General features: G+C 37.0%; 12 protein-coding genes. 11 read left to right on the forward strand and 1 reads right to left on the reverse strand.

The window, feature by feature from the left end; translation table 11 throughout:
• Nucleotides 1-85 precede the first annotated feature (85 nt).
• From topA to FLUTA_RS11495, 11 genes are all read left to right on the forward strand, one after another.
• Nucleotides 86-2,602 carry a type I DNA topoisomerase gene (topA, locus tag FLUTA_RS11445; RefSeq protein ID WP_013687041.1) on the forward strand — a complete coding sequence of 839 codons (2,517 nt, stop codon included), beginning with the start codon at nt 86-88 and terminating at the stop codon, nt 2,600-2,602.
• 228 nt (nt 2,603-2,830) lie between these two features.
• Nucleotides 2,831-3,988 (forward strand): formimidoylglutamase, encoded by a 1,158-nt coding sequence (locus FLUTA_RS11450; protein WP_013687042.1) that lies wholly within the window; start codon nt 2,831-2,833, stop codon nt 3,986-3,988.
• Between the two features lie 189 nt (nt 3,989-4,177).
• Nucleotides 4,178-5,143, forward strand: coding sequence for a PorP/SprF family type IX secretion system membrane protein (locus tag FLUTA_RS11455; protein WP_013687043.1), 966 nt, complete (start codon nt 4,178-4,180; stop codon nt 5,141-5,143).
• Nucleotides 5,144-5,257: 114 nt separating this feature from the next.
• Entirely contained in the window at nt 5,258-6,802 is a 1,545-nt protein-coding gene (gene porK / locus FLUTA_RS11460) for a T9SS ring complex lipoprotein PorK/GldK (protein WP_013687044.1), read from the forward strand.
• A 61-nt stretch (nt 6,803-6,863) separates the two neighbouring features.
• Nucleotides 6,864-7,688 (forward strand): type IX secretion system motor protein PorL/GldL, encoded by an 825-nt coding sequence (porL, locus tag FLUTA_RS11465; protein ID WP_013687045.1) that lies wholly within the window; start codon nt 6,864-6,866, stop codon nt 7,686-7,688.
• 70 nt (nt 7,689-7,758) lie between these two features.
• A complete protein-coding gene (locus FLUTA_RS11470) occupies nt 7,759-9,495 on the forward strand; it encodes a GldM family protein (RefSeq protein ID WP_013687046.1) in 1,737 nt (578 codons plus the stop codon).
• Nucleotides 9,496-9,514: 19 nt separating this feature from the next.
• Nucleotides 9,515-10,525: a type IX secretion system ring subunit PorN/GldN gene (porN, locus tag FLUTA_RS11475; protein ID WP_013687047.1), complete on the forward strand. Its 1,011-nt coding sequence runs from the start codon at nt 9,515-9,517 to the stop codon at nt 10,523-10,525.
• A 522-nt stretch (nt 10,526-11,047) separates the two neighbouring features.
• Entirely contained in the window at nt 11,048-12,046 is a 999-nt protein-coding gene (gene porN / locus FLUTA_RS11480; protein WP_013687048.1) for a type IX secretion system ring subunit PorN/GldN, read from the forward strand.
• A gap of 111 nt (nt 12,047-12,157) precedes the next feature.
• Nucleotides 12,158-13,894, forward strand: coding sequence for a type IX secretion system motor protein PorM/GldM (gene porM / locus FLUTA_RS11485; protein ID WP_013687049.1), 1,737 nt, complete (start codon nt 12,158-12,160; stop codon nt 13,892-13,894).
• A 145-nt stretch (nt 13,895-14,039) separates the two neighbouring features.
• A complete protein-coding gene (locus FLUTA_RS11490) occupies nt 14,040-15,980 on the forward strand; it encodes an ABC-F family ATP-binding cassette domain-containing protein (RefSeq protein ID WP_013687050.1) in 1,941 nt (646 codons plus the stop codon).
• An 85-nt stretch (nt 15,981-16,065) separates the two neighbouring features.
• On the forward strand, nt 16,066-16,863 hold the full coding sequence (locus FLUTA_RS11495) for a DUF2797 domain-containing protein (RefSeq protein WP_013687051.1): 798 nt from the start codon (nt 16,066-16,068) through the stop codon (nt 16,861-16,863).
• Nucleotides 16,864-16,882: 19 nt separating this feature from the next.
• On the opposite strand, the gene FLUTA_RS11500 is transcribed toward FLUTA_RS11495, so the two are convergent.
• The gene (locus tag FLUTA_RS11500; protein ID WP_013687052.1) at nt 16,883-18,877 is read right to left on the reverse strand and encodes a T9SS type B sorting domain-containing protein; all 1,995 of its coding nucleotides are present in this window, start codon (nt 18,875-18,877) and stop codon (nt 16,883-16,885) included.
• Nucleotides 18,878-18,976: the final 99 nt, after the last annotated feature.

Genomic DNA, 18,976 nt, shown 5'->3' on the forward strand with positions numbered 1-18,976 from the left:
CAAAACGCTTTATCTTGTTTTTTGTTTTTAAAACCGTTTATATTTGCACCGATTCGAATCGTTTCGAGCCAGAAAATTAGTTAGCATGAGCAAGAATTTAGTCATAGTTGAGTCACCTGCAAAGGCGAAAACCATTGAGGGATACCTCGGAAAAGACTTTACTGTAAAATCAAGTTTTGGCCATGTGCGCGATTTAGCTTCGAAAGGTTTAGCAATTGATGTCGAAAATAATTTTGCACCCGAATACGAGGTCAGCCCCGATAAGAAAGCCCTAGTGGCAGAATTAAAAAAATTAGCGAAGGAATCAGATGTGGTTTGGCTCGCTACCGATGAGGACCGCGAGGGAGAAGCTATTTCTTGGCATTTATATGAAACACTTGGATTGGATAAAAAGGACACCAAGCGAATCACTTTCAATGAAATTACAAAAGGTGCCATCTTAAAAGCAATTGAGAACCCGCGCCAAATAAATAAACCATTAGTAGATGCACAGCAGGCGAGACGAGTATTGGATCGTTTGGTAGGTTTTGAACTTTCTCCTGTTTTATGGAAAAAAGTGAGACCAAGCTTGTCAGCAGGTCGTGTGCAATCGGTTGCAGTACGATTAATTGTTGAACGGGAAAAAGAAATTCAACAATTTAACGCAGAAAGCTATTTTCGAGTTACAGGAGAGTTTTTAAAAGGAAAAGAGCGAATCAAAGCGGAAGTATCCAAACATTTTGGAACAGATACCGAAGTGAATTCATTCTTAGAAAATTGTGCGAAAGTTGATTTCGAAGTACTGGATGTACAACAAAAACCAGCTAAGAAAACTCCCGCATCGCCATTTACAACTTCTACCTTGCAACAAGAAGCATCTTTGAAATTGGGATTCTCGGTTTCAAGAACCATGCAAGTTGCACAAAGATTATACGAAGCTGGACATATCACGTACATGAGAACGGATTCCGTGAATTTATCGGAAACAGCAATGGAAGGTGCGAAAAATGAAATTCATTCTGCTTACGGAAAAGAATATTCGCATCCAATGAAATACACCAATAAGAATTCGAATGCACAAGAGGCTCACGAAGCAATTCGTCCGACTAATTTTGGGATGCATTCTTTGAGTCGGGGTGAAAGAGAGGAGGTACGCCTGTATGATTTGATTTGGAAACGTTCAATCGCATCTCAAATGAGTCATGCTGAGTTGGAAAGAACAACGATTTCTATTGGGAATCAAAAATTAGCTGAAGTTTTCCAAGCAAAAGGAGAAGTCATCAAATTTGATGGGTTCTTAAAAGTGTATTTGGAAGCAAATATAGACGACGAAGACAATGAGAACGAAACGGAAGGTTTGTTGCCAGCTGTTCGTGTTGGAGAGAATCTAGACCGTGATTTTATTCGTGCAACTCAACGCTTTACACGTCCTTCTGCGAGATATGTAGAAGCTTCTTTGGTGAAAAAATTAGAAGAACTAGGAATTGGAAGACCGTCTACTTACGCACCAACCATTTCAACGATTCAAAAACGCGGATATGTGGAGAAGCAAGAAAGAGAAGGGGATGAGCGTGCTTATCAAGTATTGGAACTAAAAGGTTCTGCTATTGACAAGCAAACGAAGAAAGAAGTTACTGGTAAAGAAAAAAATAAATTATTCCCAACAGATATTGGAATGGTTGTAACCGATTTCTTGGTAGACCATTTTGGAGGAATTATGGATTATCATTTCACAGCTGAAGTGGAAGAGCAGTTTGATGAAATTGCGCGCGGTAAAATGGAATGGACAGCTATGTTGACTTCCTTTTATAAGCCTTTCCATCACAGTGTAGAAGATACCTTGGAAAATTCAGACCGTGCTACTGGTGAGCGCGATTTAGGTATTGATCCAGCTTCTAATAAAAAAGTAATTGCTCGAATTGGTCGTTTTGGACCAATGATTCAAATTGGAGATGAAAAAGAAGACGGAGAAAAACCGCGCTTTGCATCCTTATTAGGGAATCAATCCATCCATACGATTACGTTGGAAGATGCTCTTGAATTATTTCAATTACCTAAAAATTTGGGGGAATATAAAGGTTCTCCAGTAGAAGTAAATGTTGGTCGTTTTGGTCCTTATGTAAAATTTGGAGATCAGTTTATTTCACTTGCAAAAGGGGATGATCCAATGGGTTTCACAATGGATCAGGCAATAATACTCATCGACTCAAAATTGCAGGCTGATGCACCCATTGGGACCTATGAAGGATTGCCTGTTCAAAAAGGGGTTGGTCGTTTTGGACCATTTATCAAATGGAATGGAATCTTTATTAATGTCAGCAAGAAATATGATTTTGATAACCTTACTCAGCAAGATATTGATACGTTAGTCGCTGAAAAAATTCAGAAGGACATAGATAAAGTTATCTACGATTGGAAAGAAGAAGGTATTCGCGTTGAAAAGGCACGTTGGGGGAAAACAGTCATATTGAAAGGTAAATTGAAGATTGAACTTCCAAGTTCCGTTGAAGCTACGACCCTGACTCTTGACAAGGTGAAAGAAATGATTGAAAAGAAAACGCCAGCGAAAAAAGCTCCTGCCAAGAAAGCTGCGGCTAAAAAACCTGCGGCTAAGAAGAAATAAGAATCAGCTATGGCTGATGAAGACTGAATTACGACAAGCGTCAGTGCGAAATTAATTCAGGATAAAAGTGAGTAGTCAAAAGTTATAAAACGGTCAATAAAACTTTTGACTTTTGAATTCTCATTTTTGAATTCCCCGAGTTATTAACTTTCGACTCTTTATTCTTAATTGAATGAGACGTTTCAACAAAGAGTCATTCGGCTATTTTTGTCCAAAGACATTTTTAGAATGAAGGATATCTCTATTTATTTTAGTCCAATTGATCCGATTGAAAATCCCATTGCAGAATCTTTGGGTGAACGATTTGTTCGAAATGACGGATCAGGCTTTCCTGAAATCGATCAAGCTGGAATTGCAATCATCTATATTCCTGAGTTCAGAAATGGCGAACCTTCTTTACATGGCCAAACCGACGATCGTTTTCGAAACCACTTAGCAACTTATTTTTCGGGAAGTAACTGGAACTTTAAAAGTTATGATTTAGGAAACTTAATGCCTGGAGAACGAGTAGAAGACACCTATTTTGCATTGAGACAGGTTGTTGCTGAGTTGGTAAAAAAATCGGTTATTCCTTTAGTAATTGGTGGTTCTCAAGATTTAACTTACGCCATGTATCAAGGATATGAAGAGTTGGAACAACTAATCAATGTCTTAAATATTGATTCTAAATTGGATTTGGGAGATCCCGAACTTCCTATCAGCAAGGATGGGTATGTGAGTAAATTATTGATGCACCGACCTTGTTACTTATTCAATTTTTCAGTCGTTGGTTATCAAACACCACTCGTGAAGTCTTCAGAAATCGATTTATTTGAAAAATTATTCTTTGATGCGATTCGTTTAGGGGAATTTAAAGCAGATTTTAAAATCGCAGAGCCTTTGTTAAGAAATACAGATTTGTTAAGTATTGATTTGCAATCGATCAAAGCATCTGATTTTAAAGGAAAATACTTTTCTCAACCAAATGGGTTGGATAACCAAGATGTGTGTCAAATAGCCAAATACGCTGGAATTTCTGACAAACTAACGTCTTTGGGCTTGTTTAACCTATTACCAGGAGAAATTGCTGAAAGCGCACATGCAGAAATCGCTCAAATTATTTGGTATTTTATGGATGGGTACGCTCAAAGGGTTGGAGACTTTCCAATTGGCTCAAAAAAGGAATATACCAAGTTTACTGTTTTTCTCGACGAAATAAATCACGAACTTATTTTTTACCGCAGCAACCGCTCTGAGCGGTGGTGGATGGAGGTTCCTTATCCTCCAAAAGAAGGAATTAAATACGAAAGACATCACCTTGTTCCGTGTGATAAATCCCAGTATAACAACGCTTTGAATGGTGATATACCGAACCTGTGGTGGAAGACATATCAAAAGTTAGGGTAACCTTTTGCGGAGACTTTCGTATCAGAGTAGTGTGTTAAATATTTATCTATTCAACATTTCATTGTGGAAAAGATGAATTGAATGCACGAAAAAATTTTGTTTGTTCTAAAAAATACTTATTTTAGTCGCCAATTGGCTAAAATTTGTTAAAGTCAAACATGTTAAAACCAAAATTTAGGACCCTTTAATATGAATAAAACGTTACGTATTTTATCAGCGTTTGTGTTCTGTTCTTTTGGAGCAGTAGCTCAACAAGACATTGCACTAACACATTTCTTTTATAATAAGTTCTCTGTTAACCCAGGAGCTTCAGGTATAGAAGAAGGTTTGTGTGGAAATTTGATGTATCGCAATCAATGGGATAAGATTTCAGGAGCACCAAACTCAGTTCTATTCAATGCTGAGATTAACATGGAAAGTTTCGGCAAGTGGTCGGGCGGCTTTGGATTGAATTTCACGCATGATGCAATTGGATTTAATAGACAGAATAATGTTTCATTGAATTATTCTCACCATTTCCAAATTGGACAAGGGAAACTAGGTTTAGGCTTAGGTGTCGGAATGGTTAATTTAGGGATGAGTCCAACATGGATTGGTCCACAGACTCAAATCGATGCGACTTTTCCTGGAGCAAGCTCTGCGATTACTTACGATATTAATTTAGGCGCCTATTACCGAACTAATAATTGGTATGCAGGTATTTCAGCAACGCATTTACAAGCATCTCCATTACCTTTGACTTCTCAAACGGGAACAGGAACTGTTCAGCTTGATTTGGCTCGCCATTTCTATGCGATGGGTGGGTATACTTTTAGAAGAATTGGTGATGGTGATATCGATGTTCAAGGTTTTGTGGAGAGTAATTTGAGAAAAGTATCTGGAAACGTGAATGTACGCTATATCTTTAGAAACTTTTTGTATGGTGGTTTAGCTTTCCGTAATAGCGATGCATTATCTGTATTGGTTGGATTTAAACCTTTTGATAAAACATTGGCAAGTGGTAAAGGTAGAGCGTTTATGTGGATTGGATATTCTTATGATATTACGGTAGGTAAATTAGCTAAGATATCTACTGGTACACATGAGATTGCGTTGAAGTTTTGTTATATTCCAATTATACCAATTACGAAAGCACATAATCCACGTTGGTTGTAAAATTGAAAAAAAATAAGAATCTTTGTAACCATTTTTTATTCAATTCCGTTATTATCACAAATTGATCCTGTAGAATGTTAATTGATAAATCCGGAACTGTAAAATTGAACTAGAATGAAAAAACTGTTGTTTATCGGTTTAATTGGGGCTTTAATTGCCTCTTGTAGCTCGCGAAGCGGTCACTTGACTGGGACTTTGGGTCGTCGAGTTTACCAGCCTGAGATTCCTCTTGGGATGGTGTATGTTCCATCTGGCTCCTATATTATGGGAGAAAATGACCAAGATGTTCCTTTCTTGCACCAAACACGTGCAAAAACGGTTTCTGTTCAGGCATTTTATATTGACCAAACGGAGATTACAAATAATGAGTATCGTCAATTCGTTGATTGGGTTCGTGACTCAATGGCTCGTGAACGTATTTACTCTGGAGTGGAGGATGATGAAGATGCATCTCGCTACATCAATTATGCAGACATGTATTTTGATGAAGGTGCTTTAGAAATGGCTGAATTTGAGCCTTCTGATCGAGATGTGAATCGCGCTCAATTTACGTTGAATTGGGATCGTCGTTTTTCTTACACTGACGAAGAGTTGATGCCTTTCTTAGCTGACATGTACTATCCTCAGCCTGAGCGTTTTTACAGACGTCGTGAAATTGATACTCGTAAATTGAATTTCAAGTACTATTGGATAGATTTGAGAGAAGCGGCTAGAAGAGGTCGAATTGATATCGTTCACAATGGAATTGATAAAGATGGAAATGAGGTTAGTCCAGAGCACCGTGACTTGAATACTCCAAACCATCCGTTTACTGAAGAACCTCAAGGTTTGGATAAGGATTTGAGTTATTTCAATAAAAAAGGACAAAGTACAGGTCTTCGTGGTCACGAGAATCGTCAACGTTTTATCATTGATGAGGAAATTAATGTGTATCCAGATACTTTGGTTTGGGTGCGTGACTTTACTTATGCTTTCCATGATCCAATGACGAATATGTATTTCTGGCATCCAGCGTACGATAACTATCCAGTTATTGGTATTACTTGGGTACAAGCAAAAGCATTTTCAATTTGGAGAACTCAATTATTGAATAGCTGGTTAACAGCAATGGGAGATTTATTTGTAAATGATTTCCGTTTGCCAACAGAAGCTGAATGGGAACGAGCTGCTCGTGGAGATTTGAATAACTCACCTTACCCTTGGGGAGGCCCTTATATTCGTAACCAGAGCGGATGTTTCTTAGGTAACTTTAAACCAATGCGAGGTCGTTATTTTGAAGACGGTGGTTTCCATACTGTAAAAGCATATTCTTACAATCCGAACGGATGGGGGTTATATTGTATGGCTGGAAACGTTTCTGAGTGGTGTGAAACTGCTTATGACGAAGCGATGTATGAGTTCTCTCATGATTTGAATACTGATTATAGATATGATGCAATGGACTGGGATCCGCCAGCAATGAAACGTAAAGTTATCCGCGGGGGTTCTTGGAAAGATGTAGGTTATTATTTGCAAACTTCAACTCGTACATACGAGTATCAGGATACAGCCAAATCGTACGTCGGATTCCGAAATGTGGCAACACACTTAGGACGTGGTGGACGTGACTTCTCGAAAGAGGGTGGGGAAGAAATTCGTAGCGATATCCAACTTCGCTAGGAATACAACAAACAATTTACAAAACAATAAATTTGGTTAAACCTAAAAAACAAAGAAAACTATGAAACCAGGAAGTAAAGGATGGAAAAAGTTTATGGCGAAATTATACGGTTTCGGTGCGGCAGTCGTAATCGTAGGAGCCTTATTTAAAATCATGCACTGGCCTTTTGCAGGTCCCATGTTGATCGTCGGATTAAGTACAGAGGCATTGATTTTCATTTTCTCGGCATTTGAGCCGATTCATGAGGATCCAAATTGGGAATTGGTGTACCCAGAGTTAGCTTTAGGTCACAGTGATGATTTAGATCACGATGCTTTGCCAGCTGCAGGAGGAAGAGGAGGAAGAAATTCTGGTGGATCTGGAATTACTGAGCACTTAGACAAAATGTTAGAGGAAGCAAAAATTGATGGTCAATTGTTAGAGCGTTTAGGTGATGGAATGCGTCAGTTGGGTGAAAATGCTGCTCAATTGAAAGGTGTAACATCTGCAGCAGCGGCAACTGACTCTTATGTTTCTTCATTGCAAGCAGCGTCTGACAAAGTATCTAATTTATCTGAAGCTTATGAAAGAGCATCAGTTTCAATTTCTGGAATGACTTCAAACACACAAGAAGGTGAGTCGTTCGGTGAGCAAATGCAAAAAGTTTCTAAAAACTTGTCTGCATTGAACAATGTTTACGAATTGCAATTGAAAGGTTCTTCGGCTCATTTAGAGGCAACAGAGAAATTCCAAGGTCAAGTAACTGAAATGATGAAGAATTTATCTGATTCAGCTGAAGATACAAAACGTTATAAAGAAAATATGGCAATGTTGTCTAAAAACTTAACTGATTTAAATTCAGTTTATGGCAACATGTTGAAAGCTATGACAATTTCTAGAGATTAATTTTTTAATCGATAGTTACTTTATTAAAATTGAATATTACTAACAAGTAAACCAATAAAATTTAGAAGTCATGGCAGGTGGAAAAGAAACCCCAAGACAGAAGATGATCGGTATGATGTACTTAGTACTTACCGCACTTCTGGCACTAAACGTCTCGAAGGCCATATTGGATGCTTTCGTGGCAATTGAAGAAAATATCCAAATATCAAATTTGAATGAATACGGTCGAGGTGAAGAAAAAAGACTCGATTTGAAAGAAGTAGCAGAGGATAAAAGTAATCCTGAAGCTATGAAGAAGGCTAAAATTTTGATGGGCGTTGTCGACAAAATTGATAAAATGACCATTGATCAGATCAAATTACTTGATGGGTTGAAAATGGAAATTTTAGAGAAATGTGGTGAAAACGTGAAAGAAGTTGGTCCTGAATTCATTGTTACTAAGGCCTACACGGATAAAGATCCATTGAAACCAATCCGCATGAACTTGATGAAAGTGGATGGTAAGGATAAATACGATGAGCCAATGGATGTTATGGGTATTGCAGATGATATCAAGCGTCCTACTGGAAATGGTATTAAAATGTGGGATAGCTACATGAAATTCCGTGGAGATTTAGCATCATTGATTGCTTCGTCTGCAAGTACTAAAGAAAAAAAGTATTCTTTTAAAGATCCGAACATTCGTAATTATAAAGAAATTGCTGAAGTGAGTAAGACTTTGGATAAAGCAATGAAGAATGTTGCTCCAGATGATCAGGATATGTTAAAGAAAATCTACATGTCACTTACCAAGAAAGAATTAGATGATATGCATGAGGGTGAAATCAAGGATGTACATTGGATTGGACGTACTTTTGACCACTCGCCATCAGTAGCTGCTTTAGCGTCATTGTCTTCTTTGCAAAAAGAGATTTTGACTGCTCGTGCTGATGCTGTATCATTGATTCGTTTAAGAGTTGGTGGAGGTGAGTACTCATTCAATAAAATTATGGCACTTGCTTATGGACCAGAAGTAGTAAATCAAAATGAAGATGTTGAACTTCAAGTTTTGATGGCCGCTTTTGATTCTGATAAACAACCATCAGTTACTATGGGAAATGCACCTGTTTCTAAAGAGAATATTCGCGACGGGAAAGCATTTATTAAGACTAAAGCTGGATCTACTGAAATGAATTTAAGTGGTACAATTACGATTTTGAATAAGTCAGGTGTAGCAAAAACATTACCTTGGACAAAGAAAATTCAAGTAATGAAGCCACAAGGGACAGTTTCTCTTCCTGAATTGAATGTATTGTACAAAGGATACGCAAATAAAGTGGAGGGTGTAGCTTCTGGTTACGACAAAACAATTTTGACTGGTTCTGGAGTTACATTGACTCAAAATGGAACAGGCTATATCGGAACGGTTAGTGGAGCAGGTAAAACTGCATCAATTACTGTTGCAGGAAGAAACACTACAACTAATAAAACAGTAACATTAGGTTCTTTCCCTTTCCGTGTGATGACATTGCCTAATCCTTCTTTGTTCTTTGGAGCAACTGAAGAAGGCGGTAAAGCATCTAAAGTGGAAACTCGTTTGTTTGCTAAATACTCAAATAGCCCATTGAATGCAACATTTACAGTATTAGAATACGAATTAAATGTTGCTGGTGCTCCAAGACCTGCTAAAGGCGCTGGAAACGTTTTGAGTGGTGAAGCAATGAACTTGTTGAAACAAGCAAAGCCTGGTTCTCAAATTAGTTTTATGACTAAAGTAGTTGGACCAGATAAAATTCAACGTAAAAAAGGTGGTGTATTCACCATTTAATCAATAATTTTTGTCAAACATGAAACGTTTAGTTCTATTAAGTGCATTGTTGACTGGAGCATTTGTTAATGCTCAAGAAATCAATGGTGGACCTGTAAATGTGCCGCAAGCGGATGTCATTGATGGGGTTTATATGACGGAACATATTCCAACTAAAAGAATGATTCCGTACGAGTTTGTTCGTGAAGCTGATGTGGTTTGGAGTCATCGTGTTTGGCGAATGATTGATATGCGTGAAAAAATGAATCTTCCGATTTATTTGCCATTAGATAAGCATACTCCTTCTGGACAATACGTTCGAAATACGAGTCGTTGGTCTTTGTGGACAATTTTACGTCACCACATTATCAACGGGGACTTGAAAATGTTCTCTCCTTACAATCCATATCAGTTTGATATGTTAGATGGAGATCAATTCAAATATCCAATCGTACCAGAACCAGGAAAGAACTTTTTAACGGATTCTTTATTCCGTGACAAAGCTTTCTACTACATGGGGAAATTGGGAGCTCAAAGTGATGTTCCATTGACTGATGAAAATGGAGATCCAATTGAGGTTACAGACCCTGTAACTGGTGTTATCTCTTTCAAATATCCTCCTGCAGATACAGTTTGGGTAGATTCGGAGCACATTGTTCAGTATCGTTTGAAAGAAGATTGGTTCTTTGATAAAGAACGTTCGGTTTTAGATGTTCGTATTCTTGGAATTGCACCAGTAGTTTACAAAGAAGAAGAATCCCCAACGGGTGGTAAAAACATCGTTGGTATGGAAGAAAAATTCTGGTTGTATTTTCCTCATTGTCGTTACATTTTGGCTAACTACTTTGTGTACAACGAAAAGAATGATGCGCAATGGCAAAGTTTCGATGACTTGTTTTGGCAACGTCGCTTCACAAGTACTATCTACCGTGAAAGTAACGTATATGATCGCAAGATTGATAGTTACAAAACTGGTGTAGATGCACTAATGGAAGCAGAAAAAGTAACAGAAGAGATTAGAAACTTCGAACACGATGTTTGGAACTTCTAATTGAAACTAAAAATAATGAATCCCGTCTTGGCTTAGCTGAGACGGGATTTTTTGATTCTACGAATAATTATTGTTCGTAGAATTTGAATTTCAGATAAATGAATTTCATTTGGATGTTACTCAGAGCTATTTTGCAGAGTGCTTTTTTCGTTAAAAATGACTTGCTAATTAGTGGGATTTTTGGTTGCGGACAGAAGTCTCAATTACGCGACAGGGAAAATTTTGTTTCGAAGCAAAAAAAATGTCACCCGACCTATTCTATGTAACATAGAAGGAAAAGCCTTTCGTTTCTGTTATCGATCTTGGAAAGTGCTTGTCATTTGAGGTCCTGATCTCGTCTTTCCTAGATCGGTCAGAAACGAAAGACTGTTTGAATGCAGTAATTGAGACAAAGGCATTTTTGCCTACTTTTTATGCCTAGGCAAAAAGTAGGAATTGATTTTTAATTAGATTGTAATGATAATTAGGGCTTAATCATGTAACGAATGGAACAGATTTTCACTATTAAGAAAACCCCATGCCATGAAAAAATACTCCTTTATCCTATTTTTAATCGGGACCCAGAATGCTTCTGCACAATGTGAATCCACTGATTTTCTTTCCTCTAATCCTACTATTGATAATCCGTATCTCAAAGAACATGTTTTGACCAAACGTACCGTACCGTATGAGTATGTGCGTGAGTCTGATGTTGTTTGGAGTAAACGGGTTTGGCGACAAATTGATCTGAGAGAAAAAATCAATCACCCTATTTATTACCCATTGGATCACCATACTCCTTCTGGGCAATATGTTCGAAATACCAATTGTTGGTCTTTATGGACAATCATGCGTCATCACATTATGAACGGAGAACTCAAAGTATTTTCCCCCTACAATCCCTATCAATTTGATATTATTGATGGAGATCAGTTCAAGTATCCAATTGTTCCTGAATCTGGAGGGAATTATTGCAATGATTCCGTTTTTAGAAACAATGTGTTTTATTATCTGGGAAAGTTGGGTGATCAAACTGATGTACCTTATTCTACCTATGACGGACAAGATTCAACGGCAATAATCAATGGGATTAACCAATTTGTGTATCCACCAAGAGATACTACCTGGATTGATTCGGAACATATTGTAAAATATTTGATCAAAGAAGACTGGTTCTTTGACAAGGAACGTTCTGTAATGGATGTTCGAATCTTGGGAATAGCTCCCGTTATTGCGAAAGAGGAAACGAGTTCAAATGGACAAAAAATGATTTCAGGCTTGGAAACGAAATTTTGGGTTTATTTTCCACATTTGCGGTATTTATTGACCAATTATTATGTCTACAACGACAAAAATGATGCACAATGGATGAGCTACGATGATTTGTTTTGGAAAAGAAGATTTTCGAGTACCGTTTATAAGGAAAGCAATGTGTTTGATCGCTCAATCGATAGTTACCGAACGGGAGTTGATGCGTTAATAGAATCTGCGGATATCATTGAAAGCATTCGAACCTTTGAACAAGATGTTTGGAATTTTTGAAAGTTAATACTGTCCCGACTTCGTATAGCGAACGTCGGGACATTTTTTTTGCCTTCATGTTACTTATTGAAAAAAGAACATTCGATAAGTATAACCTTAAAAATTTAAGTCATGGCTGGAGGAAAAGAAACACCGAGACAAAAGATGATTGGAATGATGTATTTAGTACTCACCGCACTTTTGGCATTAAACGTATCGAAAACCATTTTGGATGCGTTTGTAGCGATAGAAGAGAATACCCAAAAATCGAATGTGATGCAAGTAGATAGAGGCTCTGAATTTGTGTCTGACATTTCTAATGAGATTGCCTCAACTCGCGGAAAAGAGAATGCTCAAAAGCTTCATAAATTAAAAAAGGTGATGAAGCAAATGAAGCAAGTTGATCAATTATCGGCTAGTTTGATTCAAGAAATTGATCGTGTGAAATTAGAACTATTGAGGGAATCTGGAGAAGAGACTACGATAATCAAACCAGAAGACAAAGAAACTATTATTTGGGAAAAGGGAAAAGATTGCAGACCAATACGGATGAATTTGATGGCTGTTCAGGCAAAGGATCAATACGATATTCCAATGCATATTTTAGTTGGAGATGATATCAAGAATCCCACAGGAAAAGGAAAAATGATTTGGGAACATTACAACAATTTTCGATCAAAGTTGATTCATGCAGTGGGAACTTACAAAGAAGGAAAGAATTCGTATTCTGTTAATCCGAAAGAGATTAATAGTTTTAAGGACAATAAAGACTTGAAGAGACAAGTAGCTCAAATGCTTCGATCATCACACGTAAATATGAGGGATGATGAAGAAATTCTCTCATCCATCTATATGAATCTTACTAAACAAGAACGAGTTACACAAAATGATATAGAAGGAGTCCATTGGATTGGACAAACCTTTGATCACTCGCCACTTGTTGCTGCCTTGGCTTCTCTTTCTTCCATGCAACAAGACATTCTTTCGGCTCGTTCTTTGGCCTTGGCTCATTTAAAATCAAAAGTTTCTACTGGAGAATATTCCTTTAATAGCATAGTTGGATTGGCTTACGGACCAGAGATTGCAAATAGTGGCGACGAAGTAGAGTTGAATGTAATGATGGCCGCTTTTGATTCAGATAATCAACCTACGGTGACTTACAATGGATCATCCTTTTTAGGTTCTGAAGGAAAAGGTATCATTCGCACGAAAGTGGGTTCGAGTGGTGAAATGGTCTTGAAAGGAACGATTTCCATTAAAAATAAATCGGGTCAGGTGAAAATGGAAGATTGGACGCATACCGTAAAAATCATGAAACCGCAAGGAACCATTTCATTGCCGCAATTGAATGTCTTGTATAAAGGATACAATAATCGAGTAGAAGGTGTGGCATCTGGTTATGATCAAACAATATTGGAGGGAAATGGAGTGAGTTTATCAAAAGATGGAAATCAACATATCGCTAAAGTGACAACGAGTGGCAAAACTGCAACTATTGATATCTATGGAGTAAATTCGGTTTCAAAGAAAAAAGTGAAATTGGGCTCATTCCCATTCCGCGTAATGATTCTCCCAAATCCCGACTTTTTCTTTGGGGCTGCAGAAGAAGGAGGAAAAATTTCTCCTCTAGAAAAGAATTTATTCTCACGTTATAAAAACAGCCCTTTAGACGCCAAGTTCACAATCTTGAATTGGGAATTGAGTTTAAGTAGTGCTCCAAAACCTGAGAAGGGAAAAGGAAATCACCTTTCTGATGACGCAACACGTTTATTGAGACAAGGAAAATCAGGAACTATTGTAAATATTAAAATGGATTATGTTGGACCAGATCAAATTGTAAGAAAAAAATTAGCATCATTTGTTCTATAGAATTTTAGATTGTTAATACGAGTCAGGCTAAGGGTTTCTTAGCTTGACTTTTTTGTAAATTCTTTCCCCATTTCAATTAATCTTCAATTTTTGAACTTCTCACTTTTCAATTCTCAATTCTCTCAGACTTTGTCTACCTTTGCACATGCTTGTTTTAGAAAAATTGGGAGTGCATTTCCCACAGGGTTATTTGTTTGAGGATTGTTCGGCTCAGGTTAATCAAGGGGATAGAATTGGTTTAGTAGGTAAAAATGGTGCAGGAAAGTCAACATTGTTGAGGTTGATCGCCCAAACTGAAAAGGCTACTGATGGTCAAATTCACAGACAAAAAGGTCTGGAAGTAGGATTTCTGACTCAAGATATCGTCATTGACACCAATCAAAGTGTGTTTAATTATTTGTTTTTTTCGAATGAACAATTAAATCACCTTCGGAAACATATTGATGAGATTAATCACCAATTGACTACACGACAAGATTATGAGTCGGAATCTTATTTGGAGTTGTTGAATGATTTGAATGCTACTAATGATTTATTCAATATTCACGATGGATTCCAATGGGAAGAGAAAATTGCGTCTGTTTTAGATGGACTTGGTTTTCACAAAGATGATTTCGAAAAGCAGCTGAATTCTTTCTCTGGAGGATGGAAAATGAGAGCTGAGTTGGCTAAAATATTAGTCAATCGCCCAAATTTGTTATTGCTCGATGAGCCAACAAATCACTTGGATATTGTTTCCATTCAATGGTTAGAGAATTACTTAACGAAATTTGATGGAGCGGTCGTAGTTATTTCTCACGATAGATTGTTCTTGGATAACGTCACAAATAGAACTTGGGAAATTTCCTTCGGGAAGATTCTCGATTTTCCATACCATTATTCGAAGTACAAGGAATTGCGCTCCGAAGAATTGGATCGTTTGGTTGATGCGAAGAAACAGCAAGATAAAGACATTAAACAAACACAGGAATTGATTGATAAATTCCGTGCGAAAAAGAATAAGGCGGCATTTGCTCAATCATTGATCAAAAAATTGGATCGAACAGAACGTATTGAAGTAGAAAACGATGCTGTTGCAAAGATGAATATCTTCTTCCCTTTGAATGTGCAACCTGGAAAGTGGGTACTTGAAATGGAACATTTGGGGAAAACCTATGGTGATAGAACGTTGTTTAGAGATATTTCCATCACTGTTGGAAGAGGAGAAAAGATTGCACTTTTAGGACCAAATGGTGTGGGTAAATCGACCTTGTTTAAATGTATGACCAAAGAAATTGATTTCGATGGAAAGGTAGAATATGGTCATAATGTGAAGATTACCTATTTCGCCCAAGATCAGGCTGAACGTTTGAATAAGAATTTGACGATTTATGAAACTGTTGATTTGGTTGCTTCAGGTGAAGTTCGAAAAGAATTGCGTTCTATTTTGGGAGCTTTTTTATTCTCTGGAGAAGATATCGACAAGAAAGTTGGCGTTTTATCAGGAGGTGAACGAACGCGTTTGGCTTTGTGTCAATTGTTATTGAGCCCTTCAAACGTATTGATTCTCGATGAGCCAACCAATCACTTGGATATTCAGAGTAAGCAAGTTCTCAAAAAAGCCTTGTTGCAATACGAAGGAACATTTTTGATTGTATCTCACGACCGCGAATTTTTAGATGGATTAACGAATCGTATTTGGGATATTGAAAATCAAACCCTTAAGATTCATCATTTTGGCGTTTATGAATACTTACAACGCAAAATGGCAATGAATGCAAGTACTCCCAAAAAGGAAACCGCAAAGGTTGTTCAGAAGGTAGTGGTTGTTGAAGAACCTGTGAAAGCACAATCTCAGGAAGAACGAAAGGAGAATAAACGCAAAAAGAATCAACTTCAAACCAAAGTAAGACAGCACGAAGAGCGCATTCAAGAATTGGAAAAGGAGGTGAAAGGTTTGGAAGAGCAATTAGCAACGATGGATTTTACCGATTCTTCATCAACTGCTCCAGTTTTAAAGTCATTCGATGAAGCGAAATCAAAATTGGATTATTATTCTGAAATGTGGCTCGAAGCAACTGAAGAGTTGGAAAGTATACAGGATTAATATTTTGAGACATTAGACAAAAGATAGAAGACTTAAGACAAATCTGTCTGTAGTCTTTTGTCTTCAGTCTTAAAATCTAAAAGAAATGAAAGGATTATTAGATAAAATGAGGGTTTCTTTTGCGGATCCAATTCAATATCAATTGGTGCTCAATGGAGAACCGCAAATTAAAATGAATGAGTTGATTGGAAAAGAAATCGAATTAGCTTGGACTGGGAAAATTGTTTGTTCCAATTGTGGAAAACAAACGAAAAACTCTTTTGGTCAAGGTTTTTGTTATCCTTGTTTTCAATCAGCTCCTCAAGCTGCACCTTGTATCATTAATCCAGAACTATGTAAAGCGCATTTGGGTGAAGGAAGAGATGTGGAATGGGAAGAAAAACACCATAATCAACCGCATGTTGTTTATTTGGCTGCTTCCGATACGGTAAAAGTAGGTGTAACGAGGGCAGAACAAAAAATGACACGTTGGATGGATCAAGGAGCTTCACAAGCAATTGTTTTAGCCGAAACAGCGAATCGCTATGAGGCAGGAATGATTGAAGTTGCTTTGAAATCGATGATGACCGATAAAACGAATTGGCAACGGATGTTGAAGAATGAGATCAATGAAGACATTGATTTGGTCGATGAAAAAGGGAGGGTAGAGGATTTTCTTCCATTCGATATGCGTGATTTCGTGAGTATGGATGACACGATTATCTCCTTGAGTTATCCCGTTGAAAAATATCCCGTAAAAGTAAAAAGCGTTAGCTTCGACAAAACACCAATAATTCGAGGTAAGCTAGTAGGAATCAAAGGTCAATACTTGATTTTTGAGGACGAAAGTGTTCTGAATATTCGGAAACATACGAGCTACGAAATCGAATTTTCACACGATTAAGATTCATTCAGAACTCAAGTTAATTGACTACGAACACAAATCCATTTTTTGAAAACTTAGAATCATTGAACAAGACGAATTCAATGATGTAGAAATAGGTACCATCATTTACGATTTCACCTCTTTCAGTTTTTCCATCCCAAAGATCAAAAGTGCTCCAATCAAAAACAGATGTCGGAGGAACAGTTATTTCTCCTAGGGTAATTAGATTTCCCCAGCGATTAACAATCGAATAGGTAAACGACTTGGCATTTTTTACTTTAATACTGAAATTGTCATTGGTTTGATCATTGTTTACTGTAATTATATTTGGGATTTCTGTTAAAACAGTACAATCATCGCCTTTGAATACTTCAACCGTGTATTTATGAATACCACAGCTATTCGTTGTCTCTAGTGTATAAATTCCTTCTTTTAATATGGTTATCGCAGCAGTTGTATCTCCTGTATTCCATAAATAGTTCGCAGTACATGTATTTAATCCATTCAATTCAAAAGGTGTAGGTACTTCACACAAATTTATTTTGTCAGGAAATGAAACATCATTTACCCCACAAACGTTCACACATTGGGTGCTGGATGTTACAACACCATTTATATAAACAAAACAACTTACTTCCCATTCTCCAGATGACGGAAAAGTGAATGATGCACCCAATGAAGTTACTTCATAACCTGTATCATGAAAAATCCAATGTACCGAATCTGGAACAGGATTGTTTACCAATGAAAATTGAAATGTTTCTCCTACACAAGTGCCTGAATATGTGAATTCACTAATAGGATGATTGAAATAAAACGATGGAAAATTAGGCAGAGCAACGCTCCAAGAGAAAGAAATTGTATTTGCTACCAAATAATTTGCACTATATTGACAGGATAGACCTGCCAAATTAGGGTTCTCAATGGCAACCAAATTCGTAGAATTATCTGGTGAACCGATAAAATAGGAATTACCCCAATTACTTTGAGTCCAATAAAAAGGAATTGAAGCAGACGAAAATCCTCCACCTTCATCTGTCACTCTAATAGAATATATTTTTCCATCTATACCTCTTTGAAGCTGTGCAAGATAATTTGGGTCATTCAATTGAGTTAATGAATTCGAAGCAATTTCGTATTGAAGCTGATTAATATAAATAATCGAATCATTTGGGGCGTATTCTAATCCGTACCCATTTTTAAGAGGTAAATTTCTTTCTGTCTTTAAAGAGACTTTTCCACTTGATTTGTCAAACGCTAGAAGAGTCAAGTAATTATTTTGTGCAAAGGCTAACTCATTGCCTTTGTTATTGAATTTCATTTGTCCGAATCTGCCACAATGGGTTTTCAGAGTTGATTTTATTGGAGATATTTGAACTCCGTTTTCAGTCAATAAATAACTTTGAAACTCGGTTAAATATTCAATAGGAGCGCCATCATTTAACTTGGTGGCGATACATTTTACGACCACAATCCAATAATCCTTTCCATTACAATGCTTTGTTGCAGTCATTTTTTCAGCCAAAGTATCTAAGCATAAGTGATTATTCTTTGATACAACTGATCCTAGTCCCCCATTTAAGTTTTTGTCAATTACTGAGTAGCTAAAAAGTCCTTTGTCAAATCTGTCTTGATAAAAGCCCAGAGAAAAGAGATAATATAAATTGGCTGAATTTGGTTTTTGAATGAATAATGCTCCTTGGGTAGTACTTTGTAAATCAACTGATTTAACATAGGATACATCTTCTCCATTAGGTAAAATAGTTCCGTTTGATCCTCTGACAGTATCTCCATCAGTATAAAAAAGTAGATTTCCGTTGGAATCCGAAATACTTGCAGAAGACTCCCATGTATTAAAGGGTAATGCGGAATCATAATTAAATGTAGGTGTTGGATTATTAAAGTTTAACAGTGAATTGGGACATAAAATCCAATTTGCTGTTTCTTTTTGAGCAAGTGGCTGAAATGAAAAAAGGGCATTCAGTATAAGAGCTACTGTTAAAATTTTTATATTCTTTTTCTTTTCCAACATTTAGAATTTTATCGAACTAAGGTAACCCCAATTTTGTTCAGGATCGCACAGATATAAAAAAATGTGAACTGATTTCAGATAATGAGATCAGTTCACAAT

The sequence above is a fragment of the Fluviicola taffensis DSM 16823 genome (assembly GCF_000194605.1).
GTDB lineage: Bacteria > Bacteroidota > Bacteroidia > Flavobacteriales_D > Crocinitomicaceae > Fluviicola > Fluviicola taffensis.

Coding starts and splice junctions, on each gene's coding strand:
- FLUTA_RS11490 (WP_013687050.1), top strand. CDS start 14,040: ATGCTTGTTTTAGAAAAATTGGGAGTGCATTTCCCACAGGGTTATTTG.
- FLUTA_RS11470 (WP_013687046.1), top strand. CDS start 7,759: ATGGCAGGTGGAAAAGAAACCCCAAGACAGAAGATGATCGGTATGATG.
- porL (WP_013687045.1), top strand. CDS start 6,864: ATGAAACCAGGAAGTAAAGGATGGAAAAAGTTTATGGCGAAATTATAC.
- FLUTA_RS11450 (WP_013687042.1), top strand. CDS start 2,831: ATGAAGGATATCTCTATTTATTTTAGTCCAATTGATCCGATTGAAAAT.
- porK (WP_013687044.1), top strand. CDS start 5,258: ATGAAAAAACTGTTGTTTATCGGTTTAATTGGGGCTTTAATTGCCTCT.
- porM (WP_013687049.1), top strand. CDS start 12,158: ATGGCTGGAGGAAAAGAAACACCGAGACAAAAGATGATTGGAATGATG.
- FLUTA_RS11500 (WP_013687052.1), bottom strand. CDS start 18,877: ATGTTGGAAAAGAAAAAGAATATAAAAATTTTAACAGTAGCTCTTATA.
- FLUTA_RS11455 (WP_013687043.1), top strand. CDS start 4,178: ATGAATAAAACGTTACGTATTTTATCAGCGTTTGTGTTCTGTTCTTTT.
- porN (WP_013687048.1), top strand. CDS start 11,048: ATGAAAAAATACTCCTTTATCCTATTTTTAATCGGGACCCAGAATGCT.
- porN (WP_013687047.1), top strand. CDS start 9,515: ATGAAACGTTTAGTTCTATTAAGTGCATTGTTGACTGGAGCATTTGTT.
- FLUTA_RS11495 (WP_013687051.1), top strand. CDS start 16,066: ATGAAAGGATTATTAGATAAAATGAGGGTTTCTTTTGCGGATCCAATT.
- topA (WP_013687041.1), top strand. CDS start 86: ATGAGCAAGAATTTAGTCATAGTTGAGTCACCTGCAAAGGCGAAAACC.